We start from the raw sequence: 23,578 nt of genomic DNA on the forward strand, positions 1-23,578 counted from the left end.
CACGGCGCGATGGAGGCGATCACCCCCACCGGGTCGCGGCGGATCATCGAGGTGTGGCCGGGCAGGTATTCGCCCCCGGCCGAGCCGCTCATGCAACGGCTGGCGCCGGCGAAGAAGCGGAACACGTCGGCAATCGCCGGGATCTCATCGTTGAGCGCGGCGCTGTAGGGCTTGCCGCAGTTGTCCGATTCCAGCTTGGCCAACTCTTCGCCATGGGCTTCGATGGCGTCGGCGAGTTTGAGCAGCAGCAGCGAACGTTCCTTGGGCGGGGTGTGCGACCAGCTGTCGAACGCGGCATCGGCGGCGCGCACGGCGGCATCGACCTGGGCTTCGCTGGCTTCGTTGATTTCCACCAGCACACGGCCTAGCGCGGGGTTGAACACCGGTTGGGCGGGGCCTTCGCCGGTGAGCAGTTGGCCGTTGATCAGGAGTTGGGTTTGCATGAGTCTGTCCTCGTTCGGGTTCCCTGTGGGAGCTGGCTTGCCAGCGAAGGGGCCATCACTGCCAACAATGATGTCGGCTGACACACCGCTTTCGCCGGCAAGCCAGCTCCTACAGGAGATTGTTGTTATCAGATCGCCGATCTGTTTACCGAAGCACCGGCAAGGTCAGCAGGTTTTGCCAATGGCTTCGAAAACTTCCACGCATCCCCCGCTGGCGCCGTGCCCTTGTCATAGGGCTTGCCCAGCAGCATGTAGACCAGGCCCGCACCCATCACCACCAGCGTGGTCAGGATCATCGAATAGTTGATGTACCAGGCGGCATCCGGCGAGCGCGGCCAGACCATGTTGACGATGGCGCACACGCCATAGACCAGTGCGGCGAGGTTCACCCACAGGCCCCAGGCCCCCAGGGTGAATTGACCGTTCGGGCGCCAGCCCTTGGCGCGGGCGATCAGCGCGGCGACCACGATCAACTGGAAGGCGACGTAAATGCCGATCGCCGCAAAACCGACGATAGTGGCCACGGCATCGGCCATGAACATGCCCAGGCAGACGATCGCCGCCGGCACCAGGCCGCTGACCAGCAGCGCGAACGACGGCACATGGTTGGCCGACAGGCGCTTGAACAGCGAACTGCCGACGATCATCTCGTCCCGGGCATAGGCGAACAGCAGACGGCTGGCCGCCGCTTGCAAGCTCAGCACACAGGAGATGAACGACACCATGACCACCGCCATCACCAGGCGAGAGCCGACCGGGCCGAAGGCATTGGCCAGGATCGTGGCGACCGGGTCGGTGTCTTCGCCGGCCAGTACTTTGGCCATGTCCGGCACCGACAGGATCAACGCCAGGCACGCGAACATCGCCGCCGCGCCGCCGATGTAGATGGTCATGCGCATGGCCTTGGGAATGCGCTTGCCCGGGTTCGGGGTTTCTTCCGCTACATCGCCGCAGGCCTCGAAGCCGTAGTACTGGAACAAGCCAGCCAGGGAGGCCGCGAGGAAGGCCGGCAGGTACGAGCCATTGACCTCAAGGTTGAAGGTGTCGAACAGCACGCTGAGCGGTTGATGACGCTCGAAGATCAGCAGGTAGCCACCGACCAGGATCGCGCCGACCAGTTCGCAGAGAAAACCGAACATCGCCACCCGCGCCAGCAGCTTGGTGCCCACCAGATTCAGTGCAGTGGACAGCAGGATGATCGCCAGGGCGATCACGATGTTGGCATCCGGGCCGGGATTGAAGCCCAGCATGATCGCCAGGTAAGGACCGGCACCCACCGCGACCCCGGCGATGGTTGCGCATAACGCCCAGGCATAGACCCAGCCGACCATCCACGCCCAGCGCTTGCCCACCAGGCGACGGGCCCAGGGGTAGACACCGCCGGAAATCGGGAACTGCGACACCACTTCGCCAAAAATCAGGCAAACCAGCAGTTGCCCGGCACCGATCAGCAGGTAGGACCAGAACATCGGCGGGCCGCCGGCGGCCAGGCACAAACCGAACAGGGTATAGACGCCGACGACCGGCGACAGGTAGGTAAAGCCCAGGGAAAAGTTCTCCCACAGGCTCATGCTGCGATTGAAATCCGAGCTGTAGCCGAGGGCGCGCAGTTGTTCCGCGTCCTGATCGGCGCTGCTTGCACGCGTGTTGGATGAGCCACTCATGTTATTTCCTCATTATCAATGGCAGTGGATTAATGCTGGCGGGTTGGCCCGCCAATGCCCGTTTGGGGCTTGTTGTTCTGTTGAAACCTCAAAAACACCCCCGTCCCCGTAGGAGCCAGGCTTGCCGGCGAAGCTTTTGGCGTCATCGAGAATGCTTTCGCGGGCAAGTCGGATCGCCGCCCGCTCGCTCCTACGAAGAGCGGTTACGTTCAGGCTTGTTTTTTTGTCTCGCTGTCACGCCCATCGTCGTACTGCGACAGCCACTCGACAGCAGCGTCGCGATACCGGCTGAAGCCCTTGTAATCGACCAGTTGCTGATTCAGGTCGCGCAGTACCCGGTGCATGCGCCGCGCCCATGCCGGGTTGGTGGCGATGTCTTCGAGGCTGAGCAGGTAGGTGCGGATCGGAAAGACAATGGCGTTGCTGCGCGGCAGGCGGTGCAGCGGTTGCAACTCGATGCGCAGGTACACCAGTTTGCCGGCGTTTTCGGCCGTCACGATGGTCCGGTCCGGTGCCCATTCGGGCAGGCTTTCGGCCGAGACCTCAAGGCGCGGGTTGACCGTCAGCGACCAGTTCAGGCGACGTACCGGGTGGCCGGTGCGCAGGCGCAGGAGGAATTTCAGGGCGCGGTCGAGCATGCCGATTTCCTTCACCAGTGGCACCGGGCCGTGGAATTCTTCCCAGCTCATGCCCAGGTTGAAGCGCAGCGAGTAGTCGGCGCGCTGGGTGGCGATCCCGGCGCCCCAGTACAGGGTACCGTCGCGTTCTTCCTGCAATACCCAATCGCCCTGGGCCTGGCGGGTCACGTATTCCATCGGCTCATACGGCAGGGTCGCCGGGTCGCCGAAGGTAAAGTGATCGTCGATGTCCAGCAGGCGGTTGGTCCAGTGCCATTGGCGACCTTCACGGGACAGGGTGAAGTACTGCGGGTAATCGCGGGCGTAAGACTCCATGATCAGCTCCAGCAAGTCCCACTGTGCCTCCATCATGTGCGGCGCCGAGACGTAGTGCATACCCGGGTCCTTCTCCAGGGTAATGGCGCGGTCCCGGCATTCGCTGATGTAGTGCTCGTCGATATCGAACGCCGCGCGCAAGGCGCCGTCGCCGACCGAAACATGGGGCTCGAGGTTCATCGAGTACATGTAATCGTCATCGGGGAACGGGAAGGGCGCGCGGGCGATGGTCTGCGGGCTGTTGGCGAAGGTGTAGTCGTCGCGGTAGGTTTCGTCGCGGTTGAATTCGATTGTCATTGTTATGTCTTCCGTCGATCAGAGGTCGATGACCAGGCGATTGCATTTGGCGCGGGATACGCAGGGCATGATTTTCTTGCGGCTGGTCTTGTCTTCGTCCGACAGCCAGTCATCGCTGTGCAGCAGTTCGCCGTCGAGTTCCAGGACCTCGGTTTCGCAGTGGCCACAAGCGCCGCCACGACACAGGTAAGGCATGCTATAGCCCGCGGCCTCGACCGCTTCGAGCATGGTCTGGTCAGGCGAGACCTCGATGGTTGCGCCACTGCGTCCCAGGGTGAAGCTGAAGGCTTCGCCGCCGCTGCTTTGCTCGAGGAACCGCTCGAAGTGCACGTGGCTGTCGGTCCAGCCCAGCTCGCGGGCACACGCCAGGGTGGCGTCGATCATGGCGTCCGGACCGCAGGCATAAACGTGACTGCCGAGCGGACGATTGGCGAGGATCCGCCCGATATCCATGCGTGCCTCGATACCTTTGCGATACAGGTGGACCTGCTTGCCGTAGGTCTGCTGCAGCTCTTTGCCCAACTGTGCGTGCTCATCGCCGCGAACCGCGTAATGCAGTTCGAAAGGCACTTTGCTCAGGCGCAATTCCTCCAGCTGGGAGATCACCGGCGTGATACCGACTCCACCGGCAATGAACAGGTGCAGGCGTGCCTGCTTGATCAGCGCAAACAGATTGACCGGCGGCGTGACTTCGATCAGGTCGCCTTCGCAGACACTGTCGTGCAGTGCGATCGAACCACCACGGCCGTTTTCCACCCGGCGCACGGCGATCTGGTAGCTACTGGTGTCATAGGGCGAACTCAGCAGCGAGTAGGGGTTGCGCAGCGTATTGTTCGGGCTGGCAATGAGCACCACCACGTGGCTGCCACCGGAGAATGCGGGCAGGTGCGCGCCGGTTGGCGATACCAGGGTGAAGCGCTTGATTTGCGGGGTCACCGATTCGATGCGGGCCACCCGCAGGTTCAACGTCCCATTGTTCTGGCTCATGTATCAAGCTCCTCGGCTGGGGGCAGTTCGCCCGGTACTTCGGCATCGGCCTTGACCGCCTGGAATGCGGCCAGGCGCCGGGAATAGTGGTCGCGCACCACCAGCGTCAGGCTGCAACCGGGGCAGTCGAAGACGCGTTGGGTCACGTTCTCGGTGTAGGTGTCGCAGTGCACGCACCAGACCCGACGCACCAGCGTGCCGGAGTGTTCGCGTAGCACTTCGTCGCGATTGAGGTCGAAGCGGGTGGCCACTTGCATGGCGCTGCCGAGGAAGCTTTCGGAGCCCGCGAGGTACAGGCGGGTGCCCATTCTTGCGTCGCCGAGCAGGTCATCGAGGGCGTCGATCAGTGCCTGGTTGCTGGCATACACACGCAAATCGTGACCTGGGCGTTGCTGCAATTGGGTAAGGAAGTCCTGGCCGGAAAACGACTCCAGGGAGTAGAGCAAGGTCACGGGCCGCTCCAGCCCGGCCATCTCGTCGAGCAAACGCAACATGGCGCGACCGCCACTGCCTTGCCCGGCAATGATGTGCCGCAGGCCTCCCGGCAGAGGTTGCAACCGGTCGTAGACCGGCCGACTTTTGATCCCGGTGATCAACATTTCTTGTTATTCCTCCTGGCTATCGGCTCGACGGGTGAACGTCGGCACAGATGCAAAGCCCAACGATGGTGGGTTGCAGATAGCAGGAGCACAGGGCGTGCCAAGTCTTTAAGTTATTGATTTTAAAGGTGTAAGTATTTTTCGAGAGAAAAAGTGTAAGCAGAAATAACTATGGTTAGGCGTTTTTGCAGCGTTTTTAGTCGGGTGGCCGCACCGTAGCGAAAATGGCCTGGCTGTGGATGGTTGCGCTGGACCTGATCGTTCCCACGCTCTGCGTGGGAACGATCAACAACCTACAGTCAGTCGCGCTGCAGCTTGCGAATCAACGTCCCTATATCAATCCCCAGATGCTGCGCAGCCTTACGCTTACTCCCACACAAATGCACCGCGCGCAAGATCACCTGCCGTTCAAAATGCTGAACCTGAAGCTTGAGATTTTGCTGAGGGTCGTCCGAAGATTCATCGTGCACAACCGAGGGGGCCGACTGTTCCCGGGCGCGCACCGGTTGCAGCAGTTCGGCCGGCAGGTGATGCTCCTGCGCCTCATCGTCAGCCAGCACCGCCAAGCGTTCGAAAATGTTCACCAGTTCGCGAATGTTGCCCGGAAAGTCGTAACTCATCAGGCGCTTGCGACACCCGGCGGACAGGCTCAGGGACGGTACGCGGTCGCCATTGATGCGGCTCAGCAGGATGTCCATGAGAAACGGCAAGTCATCCCGGTGCTGGCGCAGCGGCGGAATCTCCACCGGCAGCACGGCGAGACGATAATAAAGGTCGGCGCGAAACTCACCCATGTCCACCAGATGACGCAAGTCCTTGTTGGTGGCGGCAATGACTTGTACCTGCACGGATTTGCTCAAGGGCGAACCGACCGACTGGATCGTGCTGTCTTCGAGAAATTTCAGCAGTTTGGCCTGTACGTGCAACGGGATCTCACCGATCTCGTCGAGGAATAACGTGCCGCCCGACGCCGCTTCGATATAGCCTTGCTTGCCGCCCTGCAGGGCACCGGTAAACGCGCCGCGCTCGTAGCCGAACATCTCGGACTCGAACAGGCTCTCCGGGATGCTCCCGCAATTGACGTGGATGAACGGACGATCGCCCCAGCCGGCGGCACGATGGATGTGCCGGGCGATGGCGGTCTTGCCGACCCCCGGCTCACCCAGCAGCAACAGGCGCGCGCGCCGACGGAAAGCCCGCACGCCGGTGTCGGCGATGCTCGACAGCTGCGGTGACAGGTGCAGGGCGTTGTCCTGGGGATCGCGCAGGCCCTGGGGTTCCAGTGGCCGGGTGTTGAGCGATGCCCGGCGCTGCGGCTGGCTGGCGTCGAAGTCTTTCTGGGTGAGCATCCTGAACGGTTTTTCGTAGGCGCCAGTGGGGATCGCGTGGGTACTGCTGAGCAGCACCCGGCCTTCCCGGGAACGGGTCAACGCACTGTTGCCACCGCGGTTCAGCGCTGCCAGGAAGTCGTCGTAGTTCAACGCCGAACGCTGGAAAAAATCACTCTCGGACAGCCCCACGGCCTGCTGTTTTGACAGCCGGTTGACGCGTTCGGCGGCCAGGTTGATAAAGCGCAGCCGTCCTTCGCCATCCGTGACGATCAGCGCTTCGCTGAAGCTGTCGAGCAAGGCATGCAAGGCAGGTGTTTCCAGCAGCGCGCCCAGCACTTCGCTGCTGACATTGACCGAAGAGCGCATGCCCATCTGCAAGGTGGGTGGCAGGTTGGTGTCTTTCATGGGTGCAACTCTAGGGGAGTGCGAACGCCCTGGCTTTCGCGAAACACCGCCACGCGCCAGGCCACGCCTTCGCGAATCAGGATGCGCGAGCAATGCACGTTGAAGTTCAGGTCGCGCCCGCTCAGGTCCGGCAAGGGCAGGCTGTGCCAGGTGCGTTCGGGCAAGGCATTGTCCAGCAGCAAACGGGCGATGCCGGCGCCATGGGTGATGCCGAAGGTGTCCTCGAAGGCTGCGTTGCGCCATTGCGGTTGCAGGTGTTCATCGATCACCAGCACCGCGTCGGGCACGGCATCGAAGACCCGGCGCAAGGCATCGATGCGTTGCTCGGCATCGTGCTGCATGCGCAACTCCTGGCTGACGTCACGAATGCTGCCCCACATGCGCAACAGCTGGCCATTGATGATGGTGGCCCGCACGTCATTTTCCACATAGGCAGGCGAGCCATCGTGGCGGCGATCCACCGACAGTGCACCGTCGACGTGAAACCCGGCTTCGATCAGGCGCCGCACGAATTCTTCGTTGGCCGGGCTGCGCGGCCAGTACAGGCGCACCGGTTGCTGGTTGAAGTCGACATCCGAGGGCATCTCGTACACCTCGGCCATGGCCCGGTTGCACAGGCGCCAATGGGAGTCGTTTTCGAACACCTGGCGCACGATTTCATCCGGGACATGGTTGATGTCCACCGCCTCGGCGAACTCGATGCACCAATAGGCGACCTTTGCGCTTTGCAGCATCTGGTTCATCACCTCGTTGGCGTTGTGCATTTCCCGCAGCCGGTGCCCCAGCGTGCCCAACGGAATCTTCAACAGGTGCAGGCGTGCCGGCTGCACGTCGCGCCATTGCAGCAGACCGCTGGCAATCACAGGCAGCAGGCCGCCGTTGCGGCGAATCAGGGTCAGTTCCAGGCTGTTGACCAATTCGTCGGCGGGCGGGTTGGCAAACAGCGCCTGCACCGTGCGCAGCGACTCCAGACTCAATACGCGTTCGATCGGCTGGTTGAGCAGCTCTTCAGGCGCATAGCCCAATTGATCGCTCAGGCTGGAGGACAGGTTGAGTAATTGCCCGTCGGCGGCGACAGTACTGGTCAGGGGCTGGGCTTTGGTTACCAGCAAATTCAGGATATCCATCGGTGGATCGGCTCGATTCGGCTAATGGGACCTGGGCACACAGGGCCAGGGCAATTTGACAAGGGCATATCGCATGCCAACTCAAAAGCCATTGAACAGGAGGGCATGCGCGCAGCCTGATGACCGAGTGCTGCGTTATTGCAGCATAATCGGCAAACGCGCAGCGCGTTGATGAGATCACAGGTATTGTAGGAGCCGGGGGGGGGGGGGGGGGGGGGGGGGGCGGGGGGGCCGGGGGGGGGGGGCCCCCCGCCCCCCCCCCCCCGCCCCCCGCCCCCCCCCCGGCTCCTACAGGAAAAAATCGATCTAAAAATACCGTTCCACACCCCGAGTGTTTTGCTAATCTGAGGTTGTAGGTGAAAACGCAGACTGATGCGCAAGCGGATAGCGAGGACGCGTGGGGCGCGCTCCGAAGGGTACACGGTTAGAAAGATCTCCGCGCTGAGATCCAGCCCTTATGCCGTGTGAAGCAGGGCAGCGCTTATTGCTGCTGCTGTGGGAGTCCTGATAAACCTCGTAAGCCAGAGACCAGCGCTGGCCACCTACTTGGCTCTTGAAGCCGACTTGTGCAGCTGAATATATGCAGCTAGCCAAGATCAAATGCCCCGAACTCCGGGGCATTTGTTTGTCTGTCATACCAGGTTGATCGTGACATCGATATTGCCACGGGTTGCCTTGGAGTACGGGCAAGTCTGATGCGCCGCGTCCACCAGCGTCCTGGCCAGCATAGGGTCCAGGCCCGGCAGGCTGACATTCAGGCGCGCCTGAAGGAAATAGGCGTTGCCGGTATTGCCCAGATCGACTTCGGTGGCAACGTTCACGTCAGCTGGCAGGCTCACCTTCAACGCAGTGGCTGCCTTGCCCATGGCGCCGATGAAGCAAGCCGACCAGCCCGCACCCAACAGCTGTTCCGGATTGGTGCCGCTGCCGGAAGAACCGGGCGGGGACAGCTTGATGTCCAGGCGGCCGTCGTCACTGCGCGACTCGCCTTGACGGCCGCCAGTGGTCACGGTCCTGCCAGTGTAAAGGACAGTTTCGATTTGATTGATCATGCAAGACTCCTGCTGAGGTTGGGGGCTTCAGTCCTGGCTGAAGTGCGACCCACCCACTGTTTCATCTTCATGTCATGGAAATGTGTCCTGAACCGACGGATGTGTATCGCTGTGTACGTTCGCCGGCGATCAATACACATTGATACAAAAACTCAGGCTTTCACCCAGCGCTGGCGACTCCAGCTGCTCAGGGTGTCGACGGCAAACACCAACACCAGCATCGCGAGTATGACCGTACTGGCCTGGGCCTCCTGGAACAGGCTGAGGCTGAGGTAGAGCATTTGTCCCAGGCCACCGGCACCCACGAAACCGAGCACGCTGGCCATGCGAATGTTGTTTTCCCAGCGGTACAGGATATAGGCCAGCAACTGCGGGAACAGATTGGGCAGGGTGCCGTAGCAGAACGCCCCTATGGCGTTGCCCCCCTGCAGGCGGATCGCATCGGCAGGTTCTGGCGGGGTATTTTCCAGTGCTTCGGCAAACAGCCGGCCCAGCACACCGGTCGTGTGCAGCGCCAAGGCCAGGGTGCCGGCATTGGGGCCAAGCCCGGCGGCCAGGACCATCAGCACCGCCCACACCAGTTCCGGAATCGCGCGCAAGGCATTGAGTATCAGGCGCGACAGTCCCTGCAACGGCCAGCCGAATCGACCCGCCGCAGGCAACGCCAGCAGCAAGCCGAACACTGTTGCCAACAGCGTGCCCAGGGCTGACATCGCAAGGGTTTCCAGCGCGCCGCGGGCAATGGCCTGCAAATGCCCCGTGCTCAGGTCCGGGCTGAGAAAGCGCTGCACATAGGCGGCCATCTGTTTCAGGTTGCCACTGGCGCCCAGTTCACCGAGGTCGATGCCCAGGTAGCGGAACGAAGTGAGCACCGCGGTGCCGATGCACAGCACCAGCAGCAGGTTGACCAGGCGCTTCATGCCAGCCTCCAGCGCAGCAGCCTGCTCAACTGATCGGCGAACAGCACCAGGACGAGGAAGGTCAGCAACAGGCTGGCCACCTCACCGCCGGCGAACATGCGCATCGACAGGTCGATTTGCTGGCCCAGGCCACCGGCCCCGACGAAGCCCATCACCACCGAAGCGCGAATAGCGCATTCCCACCGGTACACCGTGTACGACAACAATTCCGCCGCGACATTGGGCAGGATCCCGTAACTGAATGCCGCCAGCCGACCACTGCCGGCTTGCAGCAACGCGTGGGCGGGGCGTTGGTCGACCGACTCGAAGATTTCCGCGTAGACCTTGCCCAGCATGCCACTGTAAGTAATCGCAATGGCCAGGACCCCGGCCGTCGGGCCCAGGCCAACGGCGCGCACGAACAGCAGCGCCCAGACGATTTCCGGCACGCTGCGCAGGAAAATCAGCACGCCGCGCACCGGCCAGCGCAGCAGTTGCCCCCACTGGCTCGGGCGACCGGCGCGGGACGCAGCCGACAACGACAGCGCGCGGCTGGCCAGCAGGCTGGCGGGGATCGCCAGGAGCAGCGCCAGGGCCATGCCGGCCGTGGCGATGGCCAGGGTCTGCAAGGTGGCTTGCCACAACAGCTCGAGGAATTCTGCGCCATGGGCGGGCGGCCAGAAGGTCGCGACAAAGCGACCCATCTCGCCCCGGTTGTCACTGGCCAGCAACACACTCAGGTCCAGTTCGCTCAAGCGCAAGCCCGGCCACAACAGGGCAATCGCCAACAGGCTTAGGAGCAGGCGTGGTCGGGCGGCGGGGTCACGGGTGTCACGGCTCAGCATCGGGGAATCTGCACACTCAAGGGGAGGACCGGGGGCGGTGAGGGCTGCAACTGTTCGTTGGCGTAGAGTGCATCGAGTTGCTCGCGGTCGACGGCGCTGGCCGGCAGGTCGAAGAGGATCTGCCCGTCACGCAAGCCGATGATCCGCGAGAAGTGCGCCAGCGCCAGGTCCACCGCGTGCAGGCTGGCGACCAGGGTCACGGCGTGCTCGCGCGCATGCTCGCAGAGGACCTTGAGCGTATGGCCGGCCAGCACCGGGTCCATGGCCGACACCGGTTCATCGGCCAGCAATACCTCCGGGGCCTGGTACAGCACCCGGGCAATGCCCACGCGTTGCAGTTGACCGCCGGACAATTGCTGGCACTGGGTGAAGAGCTTGTCGTGCAGGTCCAGCCTGGCCAATGCCGCGCGAGCCCCCGGAACATCCAACGGATGCACCAGGTTCAACAGGCTCTTGCCCAATCCCCATTGGCCGATTTTTCCCGCCAGCACTGCAGTGATCACCCGCTGGCGCGGTGGCAGCGGCGGTGCTTGATGCACCAGGCCGATACGCGCGCGCAGGCGTTGGCGCTGGCGCGCCGACAGATGCCAGGGCTGTTCACCCAGCACCTGCAATTCGCCGTTGCCAGGGCGCAGTCCGGTGGCGAGGACGTTGAGCAGGCTCGACTTGCCCGCGCCGGACGGGCCGATGATGGCGACCTGTTCACCGGCTTCGATGTGCAAGTCCAGGCTGCGCAGCGCCTGTACGCCATTGGTGTGGGTGAGGCTGACCCGGGTCAGGTGCAATGTCATTTCAGCAGGTCGGCAGCGCGTGCGGCTTCCTCGATGCCCTTGTAGTTCTCGGGCCGGGTCTCGATGAAGCGGCTGGCGGCCTGCAAGTCCAGGATCGCTTTTTGCTCAGGGTTCGCCGGATCGAGCGCGAGGAAGGCGGCCTTGATCTTCGCTGCCAGGGCCGGATCGAGGGTGCCGCGCACAGTCCAGTTGTAGTCGTAGTAAGCCGGCGTGGTGGCGAATACCTTGACCTTGCTGGTGTCGACCTTGCCGGCCTTTTCCAGTTTTTCCCAGACGCTGGCGTTCAGCACACCGGCGTCGACTTTGCCCGCCTGGACCCAGGCAACGGTGGCGTCATGGGCACCGGAGTAGCCCACGCGACTGAAGAACGTTTCCGGCTTGATGCCGTCCTGCAGCATGAAGTAGCGCGGCATCAAGCTGCCAGACGTCGAGGACACCGAACCGAAGGCGAAGGTCTTGCCCTTGAGGTCGGCGAGGGACTTGACGTTCGGGTCAGCGGTGATGAACTTGCTGGTGAACTGGGCGTCCTGTTCGCGCTGCACCAATGGCGTGGCATTACCGGTTTTCAGGCGCGCCTGGACGAAGGTGAAACCGCCCAGCCAGGCCAGGTCGATCCGGTCGGTGGCCAGCGCCTCGACCACGGCCGGGTAGTCGCTGACAGGCACGAACTCGACCTTCATGCCCAATTGCTGTTCCAGATAAGTGCCCAGGGGCTGGAACTTGCGTAGCAGTTCGGTGGGGGCTTCATCCGGAATGGCGCTGACCTTCAGGGTGTCGGCAGCCTGCGCCATCAGAGTGGAAAGCGACAGGGTCAGGCCGACAGCCAAGGCCAGGGTGCGTTTGAGCATGTAAAGTTCTCCGGTTCATTAGCGCAAGTAGACGCCTGGCACACGGGTTGCCGCCAGGCGCTTCTTGAGGGTAGCGCAAGTGTCAGTGATTATAGGAGCACGGCTTGCCGGTGAAAGAACCTTGAAAGGGTGTGTATCGCAACGTATCCGTCGTTCGCAACGCTACGTTCGCATACAAAAAACGGGGTGGCTGGACACGCAGACGATACACGGCGAGGGCGTAATGCAACAAGCCGCACAACGGCACCCCGCGCTTTTCTACCCTGCGCTCATTGGAGAATAATGATGTCCCGAACCCCCACCCGCTACGCGGCAGGCCTGCTCGGCGTTGCCCTCGTCACTGCGACACTCAGTGCTTTCACCGGCCTTGCCCAAGCCCAGGAGGCGGGCCAGCCCCCTGCAAAAAACTGGCAGGCTGGTCTCAAGCGCACGGACCTGGTACGCCGTGACCTGGATGTCGCCGGGCGCGAAGTCATCCAGGTGCGCGTTGATTTCGATCCGGGCGTGGTGTCGCCGAAACACTCGCACCCCGGGGTGGAAGTGGCCTACGTCATCGACGGCACCTTCGAATATCAACTCGAAGGACAACCGACCATTACGCTCAAGGCCGGTGACTCCTTGTACATCCCGGCCGGTACCGCCCATGTGGCCAGGAACGTCGGCCAGGGCAAGGCGTCGGAACTGGCGACCTACATCGTCAAGAAAGACACGCCGCTGGTGAAACTGGAGCAATAAGCGCCTCTACCGCGCGTCAGCCTGCCTGCGCCACGCGATCAGGCAGGCAACGACAATCAGCCCCAGCGCGACCAGAAAGGTCATGCGCATGCCGCTGGCAATGGCCTGCGGCTGCGCGGTGCCGATGTCGACGCTTGCCGATGCCAAGGCGAACACGGCACCCAACGCCGAGGCCCCGGTGACAAGCCCCAGATTGCGCGACAGATTGAGCAGGCCGGACACTACACCGCGTTGATCGGGCGGCACGTCGAGCATGACGGCGGTGTTGTTGGCGGTCTGGAACAGCGCGTAGCCCAAGGTGACGATGACCATGGGGGCGAGGTAGCCGCCGATGCCGTACGTCTCGGGCACGACAGACAACATCAAGCAGCCGAACGCCATGCCCACAAGCCCGGCGAGGGTCATGCCAGGTGCACCGCAACGGTCGACGATACGTCCGGCGGGCACACCGGTCAGCGCGGCGACCAGCGGCCCGACCGACAACACCAGGCCGATCTCCGCAGTCGTCAACCCCAGGGTCTGCGAGAGGTAGAACGGCCCGACCAGCAGCGTGGTCATCATCACGCTCGTCACCAGCAGGCTCATGGCGAGGCTTCCGCGCAGTCTCGTATCGCGAAACAGGGCCCGTAACAGCGTGCCCAGCGAATCGAAACTCGTACGCCCGTTATGCGCTTGACCATCTCCGGGCAAGTAGCGTTGTGCGAGCAGCCATGTCGACAGACCCAGGGGCACGCAGACGAGGAACATCGAGCGCCAGCCGAATTCGCCGATCAGCACGCCCCCGAGCGCCGGGCCCATCGCGGTGCCAATGGCCGACATTGTTCCCAGCAGGCCCATGGCGCCACCGGTCTTGCCCTTGGCCACCGTATCGCCGACAAACGCGATGGTCAGCGCCATCATGACCGCCGCGCCCAGGCCTTGCAGGGCCCTGGCAGCGATCAGCAGGCCCAGACTGGGCGCCAGGCCGCACAAGGCCGACGCCAATGTGAACAGGGCAATGCCCCACAGCAGCAACCGGCGCCGGCCGACAAGGTCACCGAGTCGACCGACGCTGACGATCAAGGTGGTAATGGCCAGCAGATAGGCGATGACGACCCACTGCACCTGTTGAAAGGACGCGCTGAATGCCTGGGTCAACGATGGCAAACCGACGTTGGCGATGCTGGTACCCAGCGATGACAACAACATCGCCAACGACAGGCTGGCCAGCGCCCCTTTTACCGACGGCGTGCGTTGAGCAACTGCCGCGACTGCAGAACCGTCATTCATGTCGTGCCTCCTTCCTGGCCACTCCCGATTGGAGCTATCAGAAATCTACGCTGGGACCTAATATGGCGGAAGGCACATGGGTTGCACTGAATGCGTGCACATAACGCCATATCATCCGACGCTTAGGACCACGCATGTCCACACCCGATTTCAACCTGCTGATCACCCTCGATGCGCTGCTGGCAGAGGGCAGTGTCGCCCGCGCCGCCAAGCGCCTGCGCCTGAGTCCGTCGGCGATGAGCAGGGCGCTGGCGCGATTGCGTGAAACCACCGGCGATCCGCTGCTGGTCAGGGCCGGTCGCGGCCTGGTGCCTACGCCGCGCGCCCTGGAGTTGCGTGAACGGGTCGGTCAACTGGTGCAGGATGCACAGGCGGTGCTGCGCCCGGCCGAGCAACCTGACCTCATGCACGTATTGCGCACATTCACCTTGCGTACCAGCGAAGGTTTTGTCGAAAACTTCGGCGCTGCGCTGATCGCCCGCGTCGCCCACCAGGCACCGGGCATCCGTCTGCGCTTCGTGCATAAAACCGACAAGGACAGCACTGCCCTGCGCGACGGCACGGTCGATCTGGAAACCGGCGTGGTGGGCCAGGCCGCAGGCCCGGAACTGCGTACCCAAGGGTTGTTTCGCGATCGCTTCATCGGCGTGGTGCGCGCGGGCCATCCGCTGTGCGAGGGCGAGATGTCAGCCGCGCGTTTTGCCGCGCACAGTCACATCAGCGTGTCGCGCAGGGGAGTGGAGAAGGGGCCGATCGATGAAGCCCTGGGATCGCTCGGTCTGCAGCGGCACATCGCGACCATGGTCGCCGGTTTCTCCACCGCGCTGACGCTTGCCCGATCGTGCGATCTTGTTGCCAATGTGCCTGAGCGCCATACCGCCAACCTGCGCTCAGGCATGCACAGCTTTGCACTGCCGCTGTCGCTGCCGGAAATTACCGTGGCGATGCTTTGGCATCCGCGGCTGGATGCCGACCCGGTGCATCGCTGGCTGCGTGGCTGCCTGAGGGATGTCTGTGCTTCTGGCTGATAATCAATCTTCTTCTTATTTATGATGTTTGATATTAAATTAATGGCTGTATCATTAGCGTGACTAGTTTCTTATGTTCTCGGTGGCGCTATGTGACGATTATATTGGTATAAGAAAATCTGAACTTCTGGAATTGAGCGGAGTATCAGCATATAGATGGGATGTCAGATGAGTTGGCTGTAATTGGAATGGACTCTCACTTGCTAGTGTTGAGGATTGTGGATTGATTGGTTTGTTGTTAATTTTAATTATATAAATATCAACGCCTTGTGTTGGCTGTGTTGCTCTTTCAATGAAATAGGATCCATATAGTCACTCCATTATCTTGGGCGACGAGTGGTTGTGGATTTTTCGCTTTTCCCATGTCAAAAAATAACTTCAAATAAATACGTACGTTTCTTATATGGGGTGTTAGTGTTCCTACCTCCAATTAACCGCACTTGTCTGTCAGGAGAGGACGTGCGACATGCCGACTTCAAATCCGCGGATTGCGATATTTGGTAATAGAGTGCCAAGCCTGAACCTTCCAGAGCTTGAACACTTTACCGACCTGGGCAGTTTGCTGGCTGCCGAACCCTTTGACGTGGTGCTGCTGGACATGCCAGCGGCGTATGCCGGGAAAGTGCTTCGAAAATTGCGCTCACTTCCCCCTTACCGCTACACGCTCATTTACTGCTGCCGTGATCAGGATGGCTGGTGTGAAGCCTTGGGCGATGGCGCGTGTCCTGTGGAGACCAGCGAAATAAAGAAGTTCTGGAGCGTGTGGCGCGACCGCTTCAGGCTGTTCAACCATGGCTCTGCGCCTGAGCGCTTTGAAAGCCGGGTGCTTTCCTGGCTGTGGTTGCGCGACGGCGCTCAGGTACTTGCCTTGCGCGATCCGCAGGTGCCTCAGCACTATCGCTATCCGTTGCTGGATGTCCTGGCAGACACCGAGCAGGTCAACACGTTCGTCTGGCTGAGCCTGATGGTGCAACAGGACTGGCTGGAAGAAGGGGTTCTGGTCGATCGCGTCCGACTCTGTTCGGATTGTGGTTCGGGCCGGCTCAATTACATTGACGTGTGTGCCGAATGTCACTCCCTGGACATAGCACGGCAGCCCTCATTGCACTGCTTTACCTGCGGCCACGTCGGGGCACAGGAATCATTTCTCAAGGACGGGGTGTTGTTGTGCCCCAACTGTCTGAATCGGCTGCGCCACATCGGCAGTGATTACGACCGCCCGATGGAGAATTATCGCTGTCGTTCCTGCCAGGCGTTTTTTGTCGATGCCGAGGTGCAGGCGCGCTGCCTGGATTGTGGTCTGTCACACACGCCAGACAAGCTGCGCATACGCGAAATCAGGGATTTGCGCCTGTCCGAGGCTGGGCGTTTCCGTTGCCGCCAGGAGTTCAGTGAAAAATCGGTTGAGCATTTCGGTCGGCTCAATCTATTAGGCGGCAAGGACTTCTATGATCTGCTGACCTGGCAGATGCAGATTGTGCGCCGCCACCCGGTGCCTGAGTTCTCGCTGATCGGCCTACGCTTCGTCAACCTGGCCGGTGCGTTGTCGCACCTGGGTGAACAGCGCGGTCATGCCTTTATCGATAGCGTGGCCGATCGCTTGAAGGAAACTGTCAGGGAAACGGACCGCTGCTCGCGCAGTACCGAAGAGTTTCTCTGGATCATGCTTCCCCATACCGACGAGAAGGGGCTGGAAATCGTCAAACAGCGCCTGGGCCGGGTCGCCGAGCTGTTTTCGGCACCGGAGGTCAGCGACATTACCCTGCGCGTCATCAGCATCACCGCACCCCAGGATCTTCTCGATCAAGAAGATGGCGAACTCTTGCTGGCGCGCATGGCCGGAGAGTTGGGTGATACACCATGAGCCCTTTCCTGGAGCAACTGATGAACGCACTCAGCGCGCTCTCGGGGCCGGATGGAATGAGCCGCTTGTTCTACATGCTTTTTCCAGCGTTTCTGATGTTCGAATTGCCGATGATTATCATCGTGCTGCTGGGGGTATTGCGCTGGTTCGCACGTCGGCGCACCAGCGTGCCGAAAATCAGTGTTTATCGGCCCAAGGTTTCTTGCATTATTACCTGCTACAGCGAAGGCATGGACGTTCAGACCACGCTGTTGAGCCTGTGCGAGCAAACCTATGGCGGCCACATCGAGATGATTCCGGTGGTGGATGGCGCCACGGTGAACCAGCCGACGCTCGATGCCGTTCGCAGTTTCAAGGTGGACCCGCAGTTATACCCCAAGCGTCATTTACGGCCGATCGCCAAATGGCAGCGGGGCGGGCGGGTGTCGTCGCTGAACGCCGGCCTGTCTCTGGCAGGCGGTGAAATCGTAATGGCGCTCGATGGCGATACATCCTTCGACAACAATATGGTCGCCTCCATCGTGCGGCATTTCGAGGACCCTAAGGTGCCTGCGGTAGCCGGTAGCCTGCGGGTGCGCAATGTCTGGGGCTCCTGGGTGACAGCGATGCAGGCGCTGGAGTACCTGCTGTCGATTCATATGTCGAAAATCGGTCTGGCCGAATGGAACCTGGTCAACAACGTTTCCGGCGCCTTTGGCGCGTTCCGTCGCAGTTTCCTGGTGAAAATCGGTGGCTGGAACACTCACACCGCCGAGGATCTGGACCTGACGTTGCGCATCAAGAGCTACTTCAAGCGACATGACCTGAGGATTCCCTTCGAGCCGGAAGCGGTAGGGCATACCGATGCGCCGGCGACGCTGAGCCAGTTCCTGATGCAGCGCTTGCGCTGGGATGGCGATCTGTTTTTTCTCTACATCAGAAAGCACAACCACAACATCAGCCCCACCTTGTTGGGCTGGCGCACTTTCCTGATGATCCTGCTCACGGGCTTCTTCTTTCAGTTGGTGCTGCCGTTCATCATCTTCATCTACACCTTGCTGGCGCTGTTCATCCTGCCGGGCAAGACGCTGTTGTTTCTGTTTGCGCTGATCTATCTGCTGTATCTGATGATTACCCTGCTGATGTTCTCGGCCATGTTGGTGATGGTGTCCGACCGGCCTCGACAAGACATGGTACTGGGGCTGCTGGTGCCTTTCTTCCCGTTGTTCATGCTGCTGCTGCGGTGCTGGAGCGTCGTGGCCATGCTTAACGAGATATTCCGTCGCGGCCATGAAGAAAGCTCGATGGCACCGTGGTGGGTGCTCAGTCGCGCCACGAGGTTTTGACATGCGATCGTTACTTCTGGCCGTGACGCTGTGGATGGCCCCTGTGATGCTGGCGGTACAACCCATGACGCTTGAAGCGGGGCAATCGCAAAAGTGGTCCCAGGCCAGCTATGTCTGGGACAGCGAGGCGTTGCTCGATCCCGGGCATCGGGCGGCTGAACTGAGCGCACTGCGCAATGCCGGGATGGACAAGATCTACCTTGGCCTCACGGGCACACAGATCAAGGACCTGGCCACGACGCGCCAACGCCTGGAGCAATTGCTGCAGCAAGCGGCCAACGAAGGGATTCAGGTGAGTCTGTTGCTGGGCGACCCTGAGTGGCTCAAGCCGCAGGAACGCCATCAGCTCAGCGATTTGCTGGACAAGCTCAAAGGACTGTCCTTCAGCAGCTTGCACCTCGACCTGGAAGTCGAGCAATTGGGCGTACCGGTACCTGATCAGCGTTTGAAGGACTTGCTCGACACCTTGCGTGTGGCTTCCCGAGAGAGCCCATGGCCGGTCGAGATTTCCAGCCATCATCGCTGGTTCGCGGCTACCAAACCCGGACAAACCTGCGTGCCGTGCGGGCTGCCCGACGCTGGCGTGCGCCGGGTCAGCCTGATGATTTACACCCGCAACCCGAAGAACAGCGCACGGATTGCAGAGCAGATCGCCAAGCGCTGGCCCGATCTGCAGTTTCGCCTCGCCCAAAGCACGGAGCCGCAACTGGATGCCACGGAGTCCTGGGCTGGTGCGTCGACTGAACAGTTGCAACACCAGAGCAGTGTCTGGCGTGAACAACTGCAACCCCTGGGGATTGCCGGCATCGACTGGCAAGCCTGGCGAGACTTCCCAAAACGGTGAGCCGTCATGAAGATTCGTTTCGATAGTCGTAAAGAACTGAGACCGACTCAGGAACAGGGATTGACCGTGCTGTACGCACCCGGCAAACGCATGGCCTTCCGCGTACGCTGGTATCTGATCCTGCTGTTGGTCGCCAGCCCGTTGATCTGGCTGGGTGGCAAGCTGGCCTACGGCATGCTGATGATCGACGCGCCGGCCCAGTTGCGCCTGCCGATTCTTGAGGTGCGCGCGCGTGATACCGGGCGGGTCGAGCAATTGTTCGTCAAGGCTGGCGATCAGGTCCAGACCGACCAGCTCCTGGTCAATCTCGACAACCCCGAATGGCGCGCACGGCTGGCGCAACTGGCGGCGATGCCGACGCAGACCAAGCCTGTGCTCAATACCAAATTGGGTGGCAGTGAACGCCAGTTGCTCAAGACCCGCATAGGCCGGGCACAGGATCGGGTGAGGGTGCTTGAAGAATTGGTTACCAGAGGCGCTGTGTCGCGCGGCGAAGTGCTGTCGGCCCAGTCCGAACTCGATAGTTTCAGGGCGGACCTGCTGGCGTTCGAGCGCCGTGAGCAAATGGCCAACCAGGCGCCCTTGAGTGTTGAGCGCGATGTCATTCAACAGCATGCCGAGCAGCAGTGGCTGAAGACCCGCCTTGCTGCGCTGCCGATCAACGCCGCCCAGAGCGGCCGGATTGCCGAGGTATTGGTCAATCCAGGCGAAAACGTCGGTGCCGGTACGCTGCTGATGCGCATTGAGCGACTGGAAGACCCACTGCTGTGGATTTATCTGGAACCGCTGAACATCAGCTACGCCGCGATTGGCCAGCCGCTGCGGGTTCGCATGCCGGACGGCGAGTGGTTGAGCGCCCATGTGGTCCAGGCTGTCGACAGTGCCGGCCGGACGCCGACGGTGTTGCGCGGGCCGTTCGCTGCCAGCGAGATGGGCTTGCAGGTCGCTGCCCGGTTTGACCGTCCGCTGCCGCCGCGCTGGCGAATCGATCAGTTGCCGTTGAATGTTCGCTTTCCCACGGACTGGCCACAACTGCTCAGTGACAGTCGTGAGCTGATTGATCAATTAGGGGAGTTCATCGCAATGGATCGAGCTCCCAACAGCAATACCAGCGTATCGGAGGCTCAATAATGATGACTGCTGAACGAATTCTGGTCACCGGTGGCGCCGGCTTCATCGGCTCGCACCTTGTCGAAGCCCTGCTCGAACACGGTTACAGCGTTCGGGTCCTGGACGATCTTTCCACCGGTAAATTATCCAATTTGCCGATTGATCGTTGTCATCTGACGTTGGTCGTGGGCGACGTCGCCGATGCACCGACGGTGGCGCGCGCGATGAAAGACTGTACCGCGGTGGTCCATCTGGCGGCGGTGGCCTCGGTGCAGGCCTCGGTCGACGACCCGATCGCCACTCACCAAAGCAACTTCATCGGCACGCTGAATATTTGCGAAGCCATGCGCGAAGCGGGCGTAAGACGGGTGGTTTACGCTTCCAGTGCGGCAATCTACGGCAACAACGGCGAAGGCACTGCGATCAGCGAAGACACGCCAAAAAATCCCCTGACGCCCTATGCCGCCGACAAACTGGCCAGTGAACACTTCCTCGATTTCTATCGCCGGCAACATGGGCTGGAACCGGTCGTTCTGCGATTCTTCAATATTTATGGGCCGCGCCAGGATCCTTCGTCGCCTTATTCCGGCGTGATCAGTATTTTCAGCGAGCGAGCACAAAAAAAACTCCCCATCACGGTTTACGGTGATGGGGAGCAAACAAGGGATTTTGTCTACGTCGATGACCTGGTCAAGATCCTGGTACAGGCGGTCTCTGACGCTAAACCGCGTGTCGAACCAGTCAATGTCGGGTTCAATCGGTCCACCAGCCTTAACGATCTGGCGACGATGCTAAGCGAACTGCTGGGGTGGCCCCTGTCGCTGACCTACGATGCGCCACGATCCGGTGACATCAGGCATTCGCGCGCCGAGAACAGCCGTTTAGTGGAGCATTTTTCCCTGGGTAAGCCGACCTGTTTTGCCGAGGGTCTGGGTCAGCTTCTCAGAAGTATTGATTCCGGCGGGCGCTAGAGGCGACTTCGGTTGCCAGCAGGTGCTCGGCCAGTACGTCATTGAGAAAGCGGAACTGATCGTTGAGCCCGACCACTTCGTTGCTGAAGTGATGACCGGCTGCCGGAATCAGTAACGCTTCGAATTTTTCGTCGAACACCAGGGTCAATACTTTACGAGACTCCAATTGCTGCGAGTAGTAGTTGTTGCCGAACACCGGGAAGCTCACGGCCAGGGTGACGTAGTTGATCATGACGTGCGCTCCTCGGAGAGGACGAACCAGCCGAATACGCTCAACGTGAAGGCCGTCAGGGCCAGGCAGGTCAGGAGATGGATCAGCATGGTTCGACCCTCCGCTACAGGGTTTGGGTGTTGGTTTGAAGTTGATCCTACGCTGTCGGTCGGCGGGCGGAAGGCATTCGTGGCGATGGTAAATATCGATGGGAGTGATGGCCGGACCCGGGCGGGCAACTGCCGCGACCTATACTCAAATCAGGGGGCTTGGCGCGCCGGACATGCCGTTCGGGGCACATTTTCAGGAAAGCGCAATCTTGAAGCTGCGTTCGCTGATCGTCGCCGTGCTGGTGGTGTTGGCGGGATGCGTCACGGCCCCGCCTGCCCCGGTGGAAGTGCCGCAGATCATGGTTTCCCCGAGTACCTGGCAACAAGTGGACCGGGAAATTGTCGATGCCTCGCAATCGGCCACCGAACAGGCAAAAATCTATGCGCGCGGCGCCATGGACTACTGGCGCACGCGGGTTTATCAGCTGACCGAAGAAAACTTCATCCCCTGGTTCAGCAGTTACTGGACCCAGGAATGGCTGTCCGTGAAGGTCAGTTGGTACACCATCAGCAGTTCCAAAGACGAGCAAGATGCCTCGGAGAAACGCCTGGCAGAGTATTTGCTGGAGAAGTACCAGGAAAAAGTACTGGCCCCGGCGGCGCTGGAGGTTGACCCCGATGCGATCCTCACCCTGGCCGCGGCGTTCTACCTGGACATCCTCAAGGAAGAATTGCAGAAGATTTCCCAACGTCATGGCGTGCCCATGGCCCAGCTCAATGGGCGCATCCAGAAAATTCCGGCAATTGCCCTCGGACCGCCACCCGCCAGGGACGCCTCGCTCTACCAGGTGGTACACACCGAGCAGCTTACCGCGCTGCCGGCTTACGCCGCGCTGGTCGACAAGGTCCACAAGGCCGGTGGCGACAAGGGTGTGGGCTCGACCGACACCGCCATGGCCCCGGTGGCCAAGCGCGCCAGTCAACGGATTGAAGCCGAGATGGCCCCGCGCGGGGCGGCCAGCGCGGTTGCGGCGGCCGCCGGCAAACTGGCCGGTGCGTTGATCTCCGTCGGCGTCGCGGGCGTGCGGGCAATCATCCAGGCCAACGACCGGCCGGACAGCGAAGCGTTGATCCGCAGCAGCCTGGGCAACACGTTCGACAAGGCCTGGACGAAGCTGCTGCAGAACCCGACCACCGGCGTGATGGCGGGCACCTTGTACATGGCGTCGCAAATAGAAGGGAGCCTGGCGCAGAGCGCAGAGCCGTCGGTCGGTTCGGACACGGGATCTGTCGATTGGAGTCCGACCCAGTCGACTAACCAGCAGATCAACCCATGACCCAAGGAGAACACCCATGTCTTATGTTGATGGTTTTGTCGCTGCCGTACCCACCGCCAACCGCGAAAAATTCAGGAAGCACGCCGAGATGGCCGCGGCCATCTTCATGGAGAACGGCGCGCTGAGTCTTGCCGAGTGCTGGGGCGACGACGTCCCTGACGGCAAATTGACCTCGTTCCCGATGGCGGTAAAGCTCGAGGAAAACGAGACCGTGGTGTTTTCCTGGATCGTCTGGCCGGACAAACCCACCCGTGACACCGGGATGGCGAAACTGATGACCGATCCGCGGATACAACCCGACATCAATCCCATGCCATTCGATGGTCAACGGATGATTTTCGGCGGTTTTGAAATGATCGTGAAGGCGTGAACCGAATCGCCGGATCACTCCGCCGCCGGGGTGATCCGGCAACTCTTGCGGTTGCGGATTTCGTCATCGGTCGGTCGCTCGCGGACGAACTCGAAACGCGGCTCGCCTTCGCTGTAATGCACCAGCCAGCCCCATTCCAACTTGAGTTCGTCCTGACCGGGCTCAGGCGGCTTCGCCCACCAGGGTTCCTTGCTGAGGATCTGTCGCATGCTCCCCTCCGGTT

The 23,578-nt window shown here is 61.3% G+C and carries 24 protein-coding genes; 9 read left to right on the forward strand and 15 right to left on the reverse strand.

The genetic code is table 11. The features are described from left to right. From ACIO0C_RS10875 to ACIO0C_RS10930, 12 genes are all read right to left on the reverse strand, one after another. On the reverse strand, positions 1-443 hold a 443-nt coding region (locus tag ACIO0C_RS10875), incomplete at its 3' end, for an aldehyde dehydrogenase family protein (protein WP_401311452.1). A 128-nt stretch (positions 444-571) separates the two neighbouring features. Then, positions 572-2,107 (reverse strand): APC family permease, encoded by a 1,536-nt coding sequence (locus ACIO0C_RS10880; RefSeq protein WP_401311454.1) that lies wholly within the window; start codon positions 2,105-2,107, stop codon positions 572-574. A gap of 209 nt (positions 2,108-2,316) precedes the next feature. Then, positions 2,317-3,357 (reverse strand): heme-dependent oxidative N-demethylase family protein, encoded by a 1,041-nt coding sequence (locus tag ACIO0C_RS10885; RefSeq protein ID WP_401311457.1) that lies wholly within the window; start codon positions 3,355-3,357, stop codon positions 2,317-2,319. Between the two features lie 18 nt (positions 3,358-3,375). Continuing rightward, positions 3,376-4,344 (reverse strand): PDR/VanB family oxidoreductase, encoded by a 969-nt coding sequence (locus ACIO0C_RS10890; RefSeq protein WP_401311460.1) that lies wholly within the window; start codon positions 4,342-4,344, stop codon positions 3,376-3,378. Then, positions 4,341-4,943: a dimethylamine monooxygenase subunit DmmA family protein gene (locus ACIO0C_RS10895; RefSeq protein ID WP_401311463.1), complete on the reverse strand. Its 603-nt coding sequence runs from the start codon at positions 4,941-4,943 to the stop codon at positions 4,341-4,343. The genes ACIO0C_RS10890 and ACIO0C_RS10895 overlap by 4 nt, the downstream gene beginning before the upstream one ends. Positions 4,944-5,242: 299 nt before the next feature. Then, positions 5,243-6,679, reverse strand: coding sequence for a sigma-54 interaction domain-containing protein (locus tag ACIO0C_RS10900; protein ID WP_401311466.1), 1,437 nt, complete (start codon positions 6,677-6,679; stop codon positions 5,243-5,245). Then, complete coding sequence (locus tag ACIO0C_RS10905) at positions 6,676-7,806, reverse strand: PAS domain-containing protein (RefSeq protein WP_401311469.1); 1,131 nt, start codon at positions 7,804-7,806, stop codon at positions 6,676-6,678. The genes ACIO0C_RS10900 and ACIO0C_RS10905 overlap by 4 nt, the downstream gene beginning before the upstream one ends. Positions 7,807-8,438: 632 nt before the next feature. Continuing rightward, positions 8,439-8,858: an organic hydroperoxide resistance protein gene (locus tag ACIO0C_RS10910; RefSeq protein ID WP_401311472.1), complete on the reverse strand. Its 420-nt coding sequence runs from the start codon at positions 8,856-8,858 to the stop codon at positions 8,439-8,441. 152 nt (positions 8,859-9,010) lie between these two features. Further along, on the reverse strand, positions 9,011-9,778 hold the full coding sequence (gene phnE, locus ACIO0C_RS10915; RefSeq protein ID WP_179054125.1) for a phosphonate ABC transporter, permease protein PhnE: 768 nt from the start codon (positions 9,776-9,778) through the stop codon (positions 9,011-9,013). Next, positions 9,775-10,602, reverse strand: a complete 828-nt coding sequence (locus tag ACIO0C_RS10920; RefSeq protein ID WP_282488193.1) for an ABC transporter permease — start codon at positions 10,600-10,602, stop codon at positions 9,775-9,777. The genes phnE and ACIO0C_RS10920 overlap by 4 nt, the downstream gene beginning before the upstream one ends. Then, positions 10,596-11,393, reverse strand: a complete 798-nt coding sequence (locus ACIO0C_RS10925; protein ID WP_401311476.1) for a phosphonate ABC transporter ATP-binding protein — start codon at positions 11,391-11,393, stop codon at positions 10,596-10,598. Before ACIO0C_RS10925 ends, ACIO0C_RS10920 begins: the two co-directional genes overlap by 7 nt. Then, positions 11,390-12,241, reverse strand: a complete 852-nt coding sequence (locus ACIO0C_RS10930; protein WP_401311479.1) for a putative selenate ABC transporter substrate-binding protein — start codon at positions 12,239-12,241, stop codon at positions 11,390-11,392. The genes ACIO0C_RS10925 and ACIO0C_RS10930 overlap by 4 nt, the downstream gene beginning before the upstream one ends. A gap of 285 nt (positions 12,242-12,526) precedes the next feature. Between ACIO0C_RS10930 and ACIO0C_RS10935 the strand changes: the two genes are divergently transcribed. Then, positions 12,527-12,976 (forward strand): cupin domain-containing protein, encoded by a 450-nt coding sequence (locus tag ACIO0C_RS10935; protein ID WP_401311482.1) that lies wholly within the window; start codon positions 12,527-12,529, stop codon positions 12,974-12,976. A 6-nt stretch (positions 12,977-12,982) separates the two neighbouring features. On the opposite strand, the gene ACIO0C_RS10940 is transcribed toward ACIO0C_RS10935, so the two are convergent. Then, positions 12,983-14,245, reverse strand: a complete 1,263-nt coding sequence (locus ACIO0C_RS10940; RefSeq protein ID WP_401311485.1) for an MFS transporter — start codon at positions 14,243-14,245, stop codon at positions 12,983-12,985. Between the two features lie 134 nt (positions 14,246-14,379). On the opposite strand from ACIO0C_RS10940, the gene ACIO0C_RS10945 reads away from it, so the two are divergent. From ACIO0C_RS10945 to ACIO0C_RS10970, 6 genes are all read left to right on the forward strand, one after another. Then, positions 14,380-15,273 (forward strand): LysR family transcriptional regulator, encoded by an 894-nt coding sequence (locus ACIO0C_RS10945; protein ID WP_401311488.1) that lies wholly within the window; start codon positions 14,380-14,382, stop codon positions 15,271-15,273. Positions 15,274-15,739: 466 nt separating this feature from the next. Continuing rightward, entirely contained in the window at positions 15,740-17,137 is a 1,398-nt protein-coding gene (locus ACIO0C_RS10950; protein WP_401311491.1) for a diguanylate cyclase domain-containing protein, read from the forward strand. Beyond that, positions 17,134-18,462, forward strand: coding sequence for a glycosyltransferase (locus tag ACIO0C_RS10955; protein ID WP_401311494.1), 1,329 nt, complete (start codon positions 17,134-17,136; stop codon positions 18,460-18,462). The genes ACIO0C_RS10950 and ACIO0C_RS10955 overlap by 4 nt, the downstream gene beginning before the upstream one ends. Position 18,463: 1 nt before the next feature. After that, on the forward strand, positions 18,464-19,306 hold the full coding sequence (locus tag ACIO0C_RS10960; RefSeq protein WP_401311497.1) for a hypothetical protein: 843 nt from the start codon (positions 18,464-18,466) through the stop codon (positions 19,304-19,306). 6 nt (positions 19,307-19,312) lie between these two features. Beyond that, on the forward strand, positions 19,313-20,437 hold the full coding sequence (locus ACIO0C_RS10965; RefSeq protein WP_401311499.1) for an HlyD family secretion protein: 1,125 nt from the start codon (positions 19,313-19,315) through the stop codon (positions 20,435-20,437). A gap of 2 nt (positions 20,438-20,439) precedes the next feature. Then, positions 20,440-21,387: an NAD-dependent epimerase/dehydratase family protein gene (locus ACIO0C_RS10970; RefSeq protein WP_401311993.1), complete on the forward strand. Its 948-nt coding sequence runs from the start codon at positions 20,440-20,442 to the stop codon at positions 21,385-21,387. On the opposite strand, the gene ACIO0C_RS10975 is transcribed toward ACIO0C_RS10970, so the two are convergent. After that, positions 21,359-21,619, reverse strand: a complete 261-nt coding sequence (locus ACIO0C_RS10975) for a hypothetical protein (RefSeq protein WP_401311502.1) — start codon at positions 21,617-21,619, stop codon at positions 21,359-21,361. The genes ACIO0C_RS10970 and ACIO0C_RS10975 overlap by 29 nt on opposite strands. A gap of 298 nt (positions 21,620-21,917) precedes the next feature. On the opposite strand from ACIO0C_RS10975, the gene ACIO0C_RS10980 reads away from it, so the two are divergent. Together ACIO0C_RS10980 and ACIO0C_RS10985 are read left to right on the forward strand one after the other, a co-directional pair. Continuing rightward, a complete protein-coding gene (locus ACIO0C_RS10980) occupies positions 21,918-22,985 on the forward strand; it encodes a hypothetical protein (protein ID WP_401311505.1) in 1,068 nt (355 codons plus the stop codon). Between the two features lie 16 nt (positions 22,986-23,001). Next, positions 23,002-23,355 carry a DUF1428 domain-containing protein gene (locus ACIO0C_RS10985; RefSeq protein ID WP_401311508.1) on the forward strand — a complete coding sequence of 118 codons (354 nt, stop codon included), beginning with the start codon at positions 23,002-23,004 and terminating at the stop codon, positions 23,353-23,355. A 14-nt stretch (positions 23,356-23,369) separates the two neighbouring features. On the opposite strand, the gene ACIO0C_RS10990 is transcribed toward ACIO0C_RS10985, so the two are convergent. Next, positions 23,370-23,564: a hypothetical protein gene (locus tag ACIO0C_RS10990; RefSeq protein ID WP_008063752.1), complete on the reverse strand. Its 195-nt coding sequence runs from the start codon at positions 23,562-23,564 to the stop codon at positions 23,370-23,372. Between the last annotated feature and the right edge of the window lie 14 nt (positions 23,565-23,578).

It is taken from the genome of Pseudomonas sp. NPDC087336 (assembly GCF_044744285.1).
In the GTDB taxonomy this organism is placed as follows: Bacteria; Pseudomonadota; Gammaproteobacteria; order Pseudomonadales; family Pseudomonadaceae; genus Aquipseudomonas.

What these genes read in the sequence shown, in the direction of transcription:
- ACIO0C_RS10880 (WP_401311454.1), bottom strand. Translation starts at nt 2,107, where the DNA reads ATGAGTGGCTCATCCAACACGCGTGCAAGCAGCGCCGATCAGGACGCG.
- ACIO0C_RS10885 (WP_401311457.1), bottom strand. Translation starts at nt 3,357, where the DNA reads ATGACAATCGAATTCAACCGCGACGAAACCTACCGCGACGACTACACC.
- ACIO0C_RS10890 (WP_401311460.1), bottom strand. Translation starts at nt 4,344, where the DNA reads ATGAGCCAGAACAATGGGACGTTGAACCTGCGGGTGGCCCGCATCGAA.
- ACIO0C_RS10895 (WP_401311463.1), bottom strand. Translation starts at nt 4,943, where the DNA reads ATGTTGATCACCGGGATCAAAAGTCGGCCGGTCTACGACCGGTTGCAA.
- ACIO0C_RS10900 (WP_401311466.1), bottom strand. Translation starts at nt 6,679, where the DNA reads ATGAAAGACACCAACCTGCCACCCACCTTGCAGATGGGCATGCGCTCT.
- ACIO0C_RS10905 (WP_401311469.1), bottom strand. Translation starts at nt 7,806, where the DNA reads ATGGATATCCTGAATTTGCTGGTAACCAAAGCCCAGCCCCTGACCAGT.
- ACIO0C_RS10910 (WP_401311472.1), bottom strand. Translation starts at nt 8,858, where the DNA reads ATGATCAATCAAATCGAAACTGTCCTTTACACTGGCAGGACCGTGACC.
- phnE (WP_179054125.1), bottom strand. Translation starts at nt 9,778, where the DNA reads ATGAAGCGCCTGGTCAACCTGCTGCTGGTGCTGTGCATCGGCACCGCG.
- ACIO0C_RS10920 (WP_282488193.1), bottom strand. Translation starts at nt 10,602, where the DNA reads ATGCTGAGCCGTGACACCCGTGACCCCGCCGCCCGACCACGCCTGCTC.
- ACIO0C_RS10925 (WP_401311476.1), bottom strand. Translation starts at nt 11,393, where the DNA reads ATGACATTGCACCTGACCCGGGTCAGCCTCACCCACACCAATGGCGTA.
- ACIO0C_RS10930 (WP_401311479.1), bottom strand. Translation starts at nt 12,241, where the DNA reads ATGCTCAAACGCACCCTGGCCTTGGCTGTCGGCCTGACCCTGTCGCTT.
- ACIO0C_RS10935 (WP_401311482.1), top strand. Translation starts at nt 12,527, where the DNA reads ATGTCCCGAACCCCCACCCGCTACGCGGCAGGCCTGCTCGGCGTTGCC.
- ACIO0C_RS10940 (WP_401311485.1), bottom strand. Translation starts at nt 14,245, where the DNA reads ATGAATGACGGTTCTGCAGTCGCGGCAGTTGCTCAACGCACGCCGTCG.
- ACIO0C_RS10945 (WP_401311488.1), top strand. Translation starts at nt 14,380, where the DNA reads ATGTCCACACCCGATTTCAACCTGCTGATCACCCTCGATGCGCTGCTG.
- ACIO0C_RS10950 (WP_401311491.1), top strand. Translation starts at nt 15,740, where the DNA reads ATGCCGACTTCAAATCCGCGGATTGCGATATTTGGTAATAGAGTGCCA.
- ACIO0C_RS10955 (WP_401311494.1), top strand. Translation starts at nt 17,134, where the DNA reads ATGAGCCCTTTCCTGGAGCAACTGATGAACGCACTCAGCGCGCTCTCG.
- ACIO0C_RS10960 (WP_401311497.1), top strand. Translation starts at nt 18,464, where the DNA reads ATGCGATCGTTACTTCTGGCCGTGACGCTGTGGATGGCCCCTGTGATG.
- ACIO0C_RS10965 (WP_401311499.1), top strand. Translation starts at nt 19,313, where the DNA reads ATGAAGATTCGTTTCGATAGTCGTAAAGAACTGAGACCGACTCAGGAA.
- ACIO0C_RS10970 (WP_401311993.1), top strand. Translation starts at nt 20,440, where the DNA reads ATGACTGCTGAACGAATTCTGGTCACCGGTGGCGCCGGCTTCATCGGC.
- ACIO0C_RS10975 (WP_401311502.1), bottom strand. Translation starts at nt 21,619, where the DNA reads ATGATCAACTACGTCACCCTGGCCGTGAGCTTCCCGGTGTTCGGCAAC.
- ACIO0C_RS10985 (WP_401311508.1), top strand. Translation starts at nt 23,002, where the DNA reads ATGTCTTATGTTGATGGTTTTGTCGCTGCCGTACCCACCGCCAACCGC.
- ACIO0C_RS10990 (WP_008063752.1), bottom strand. Translation starts at nt 23,564, where the DNA reads ATGCGACAGATCCTCAGCAAGGAACCCTGGTGGGCGAAGCCGCCTGAG.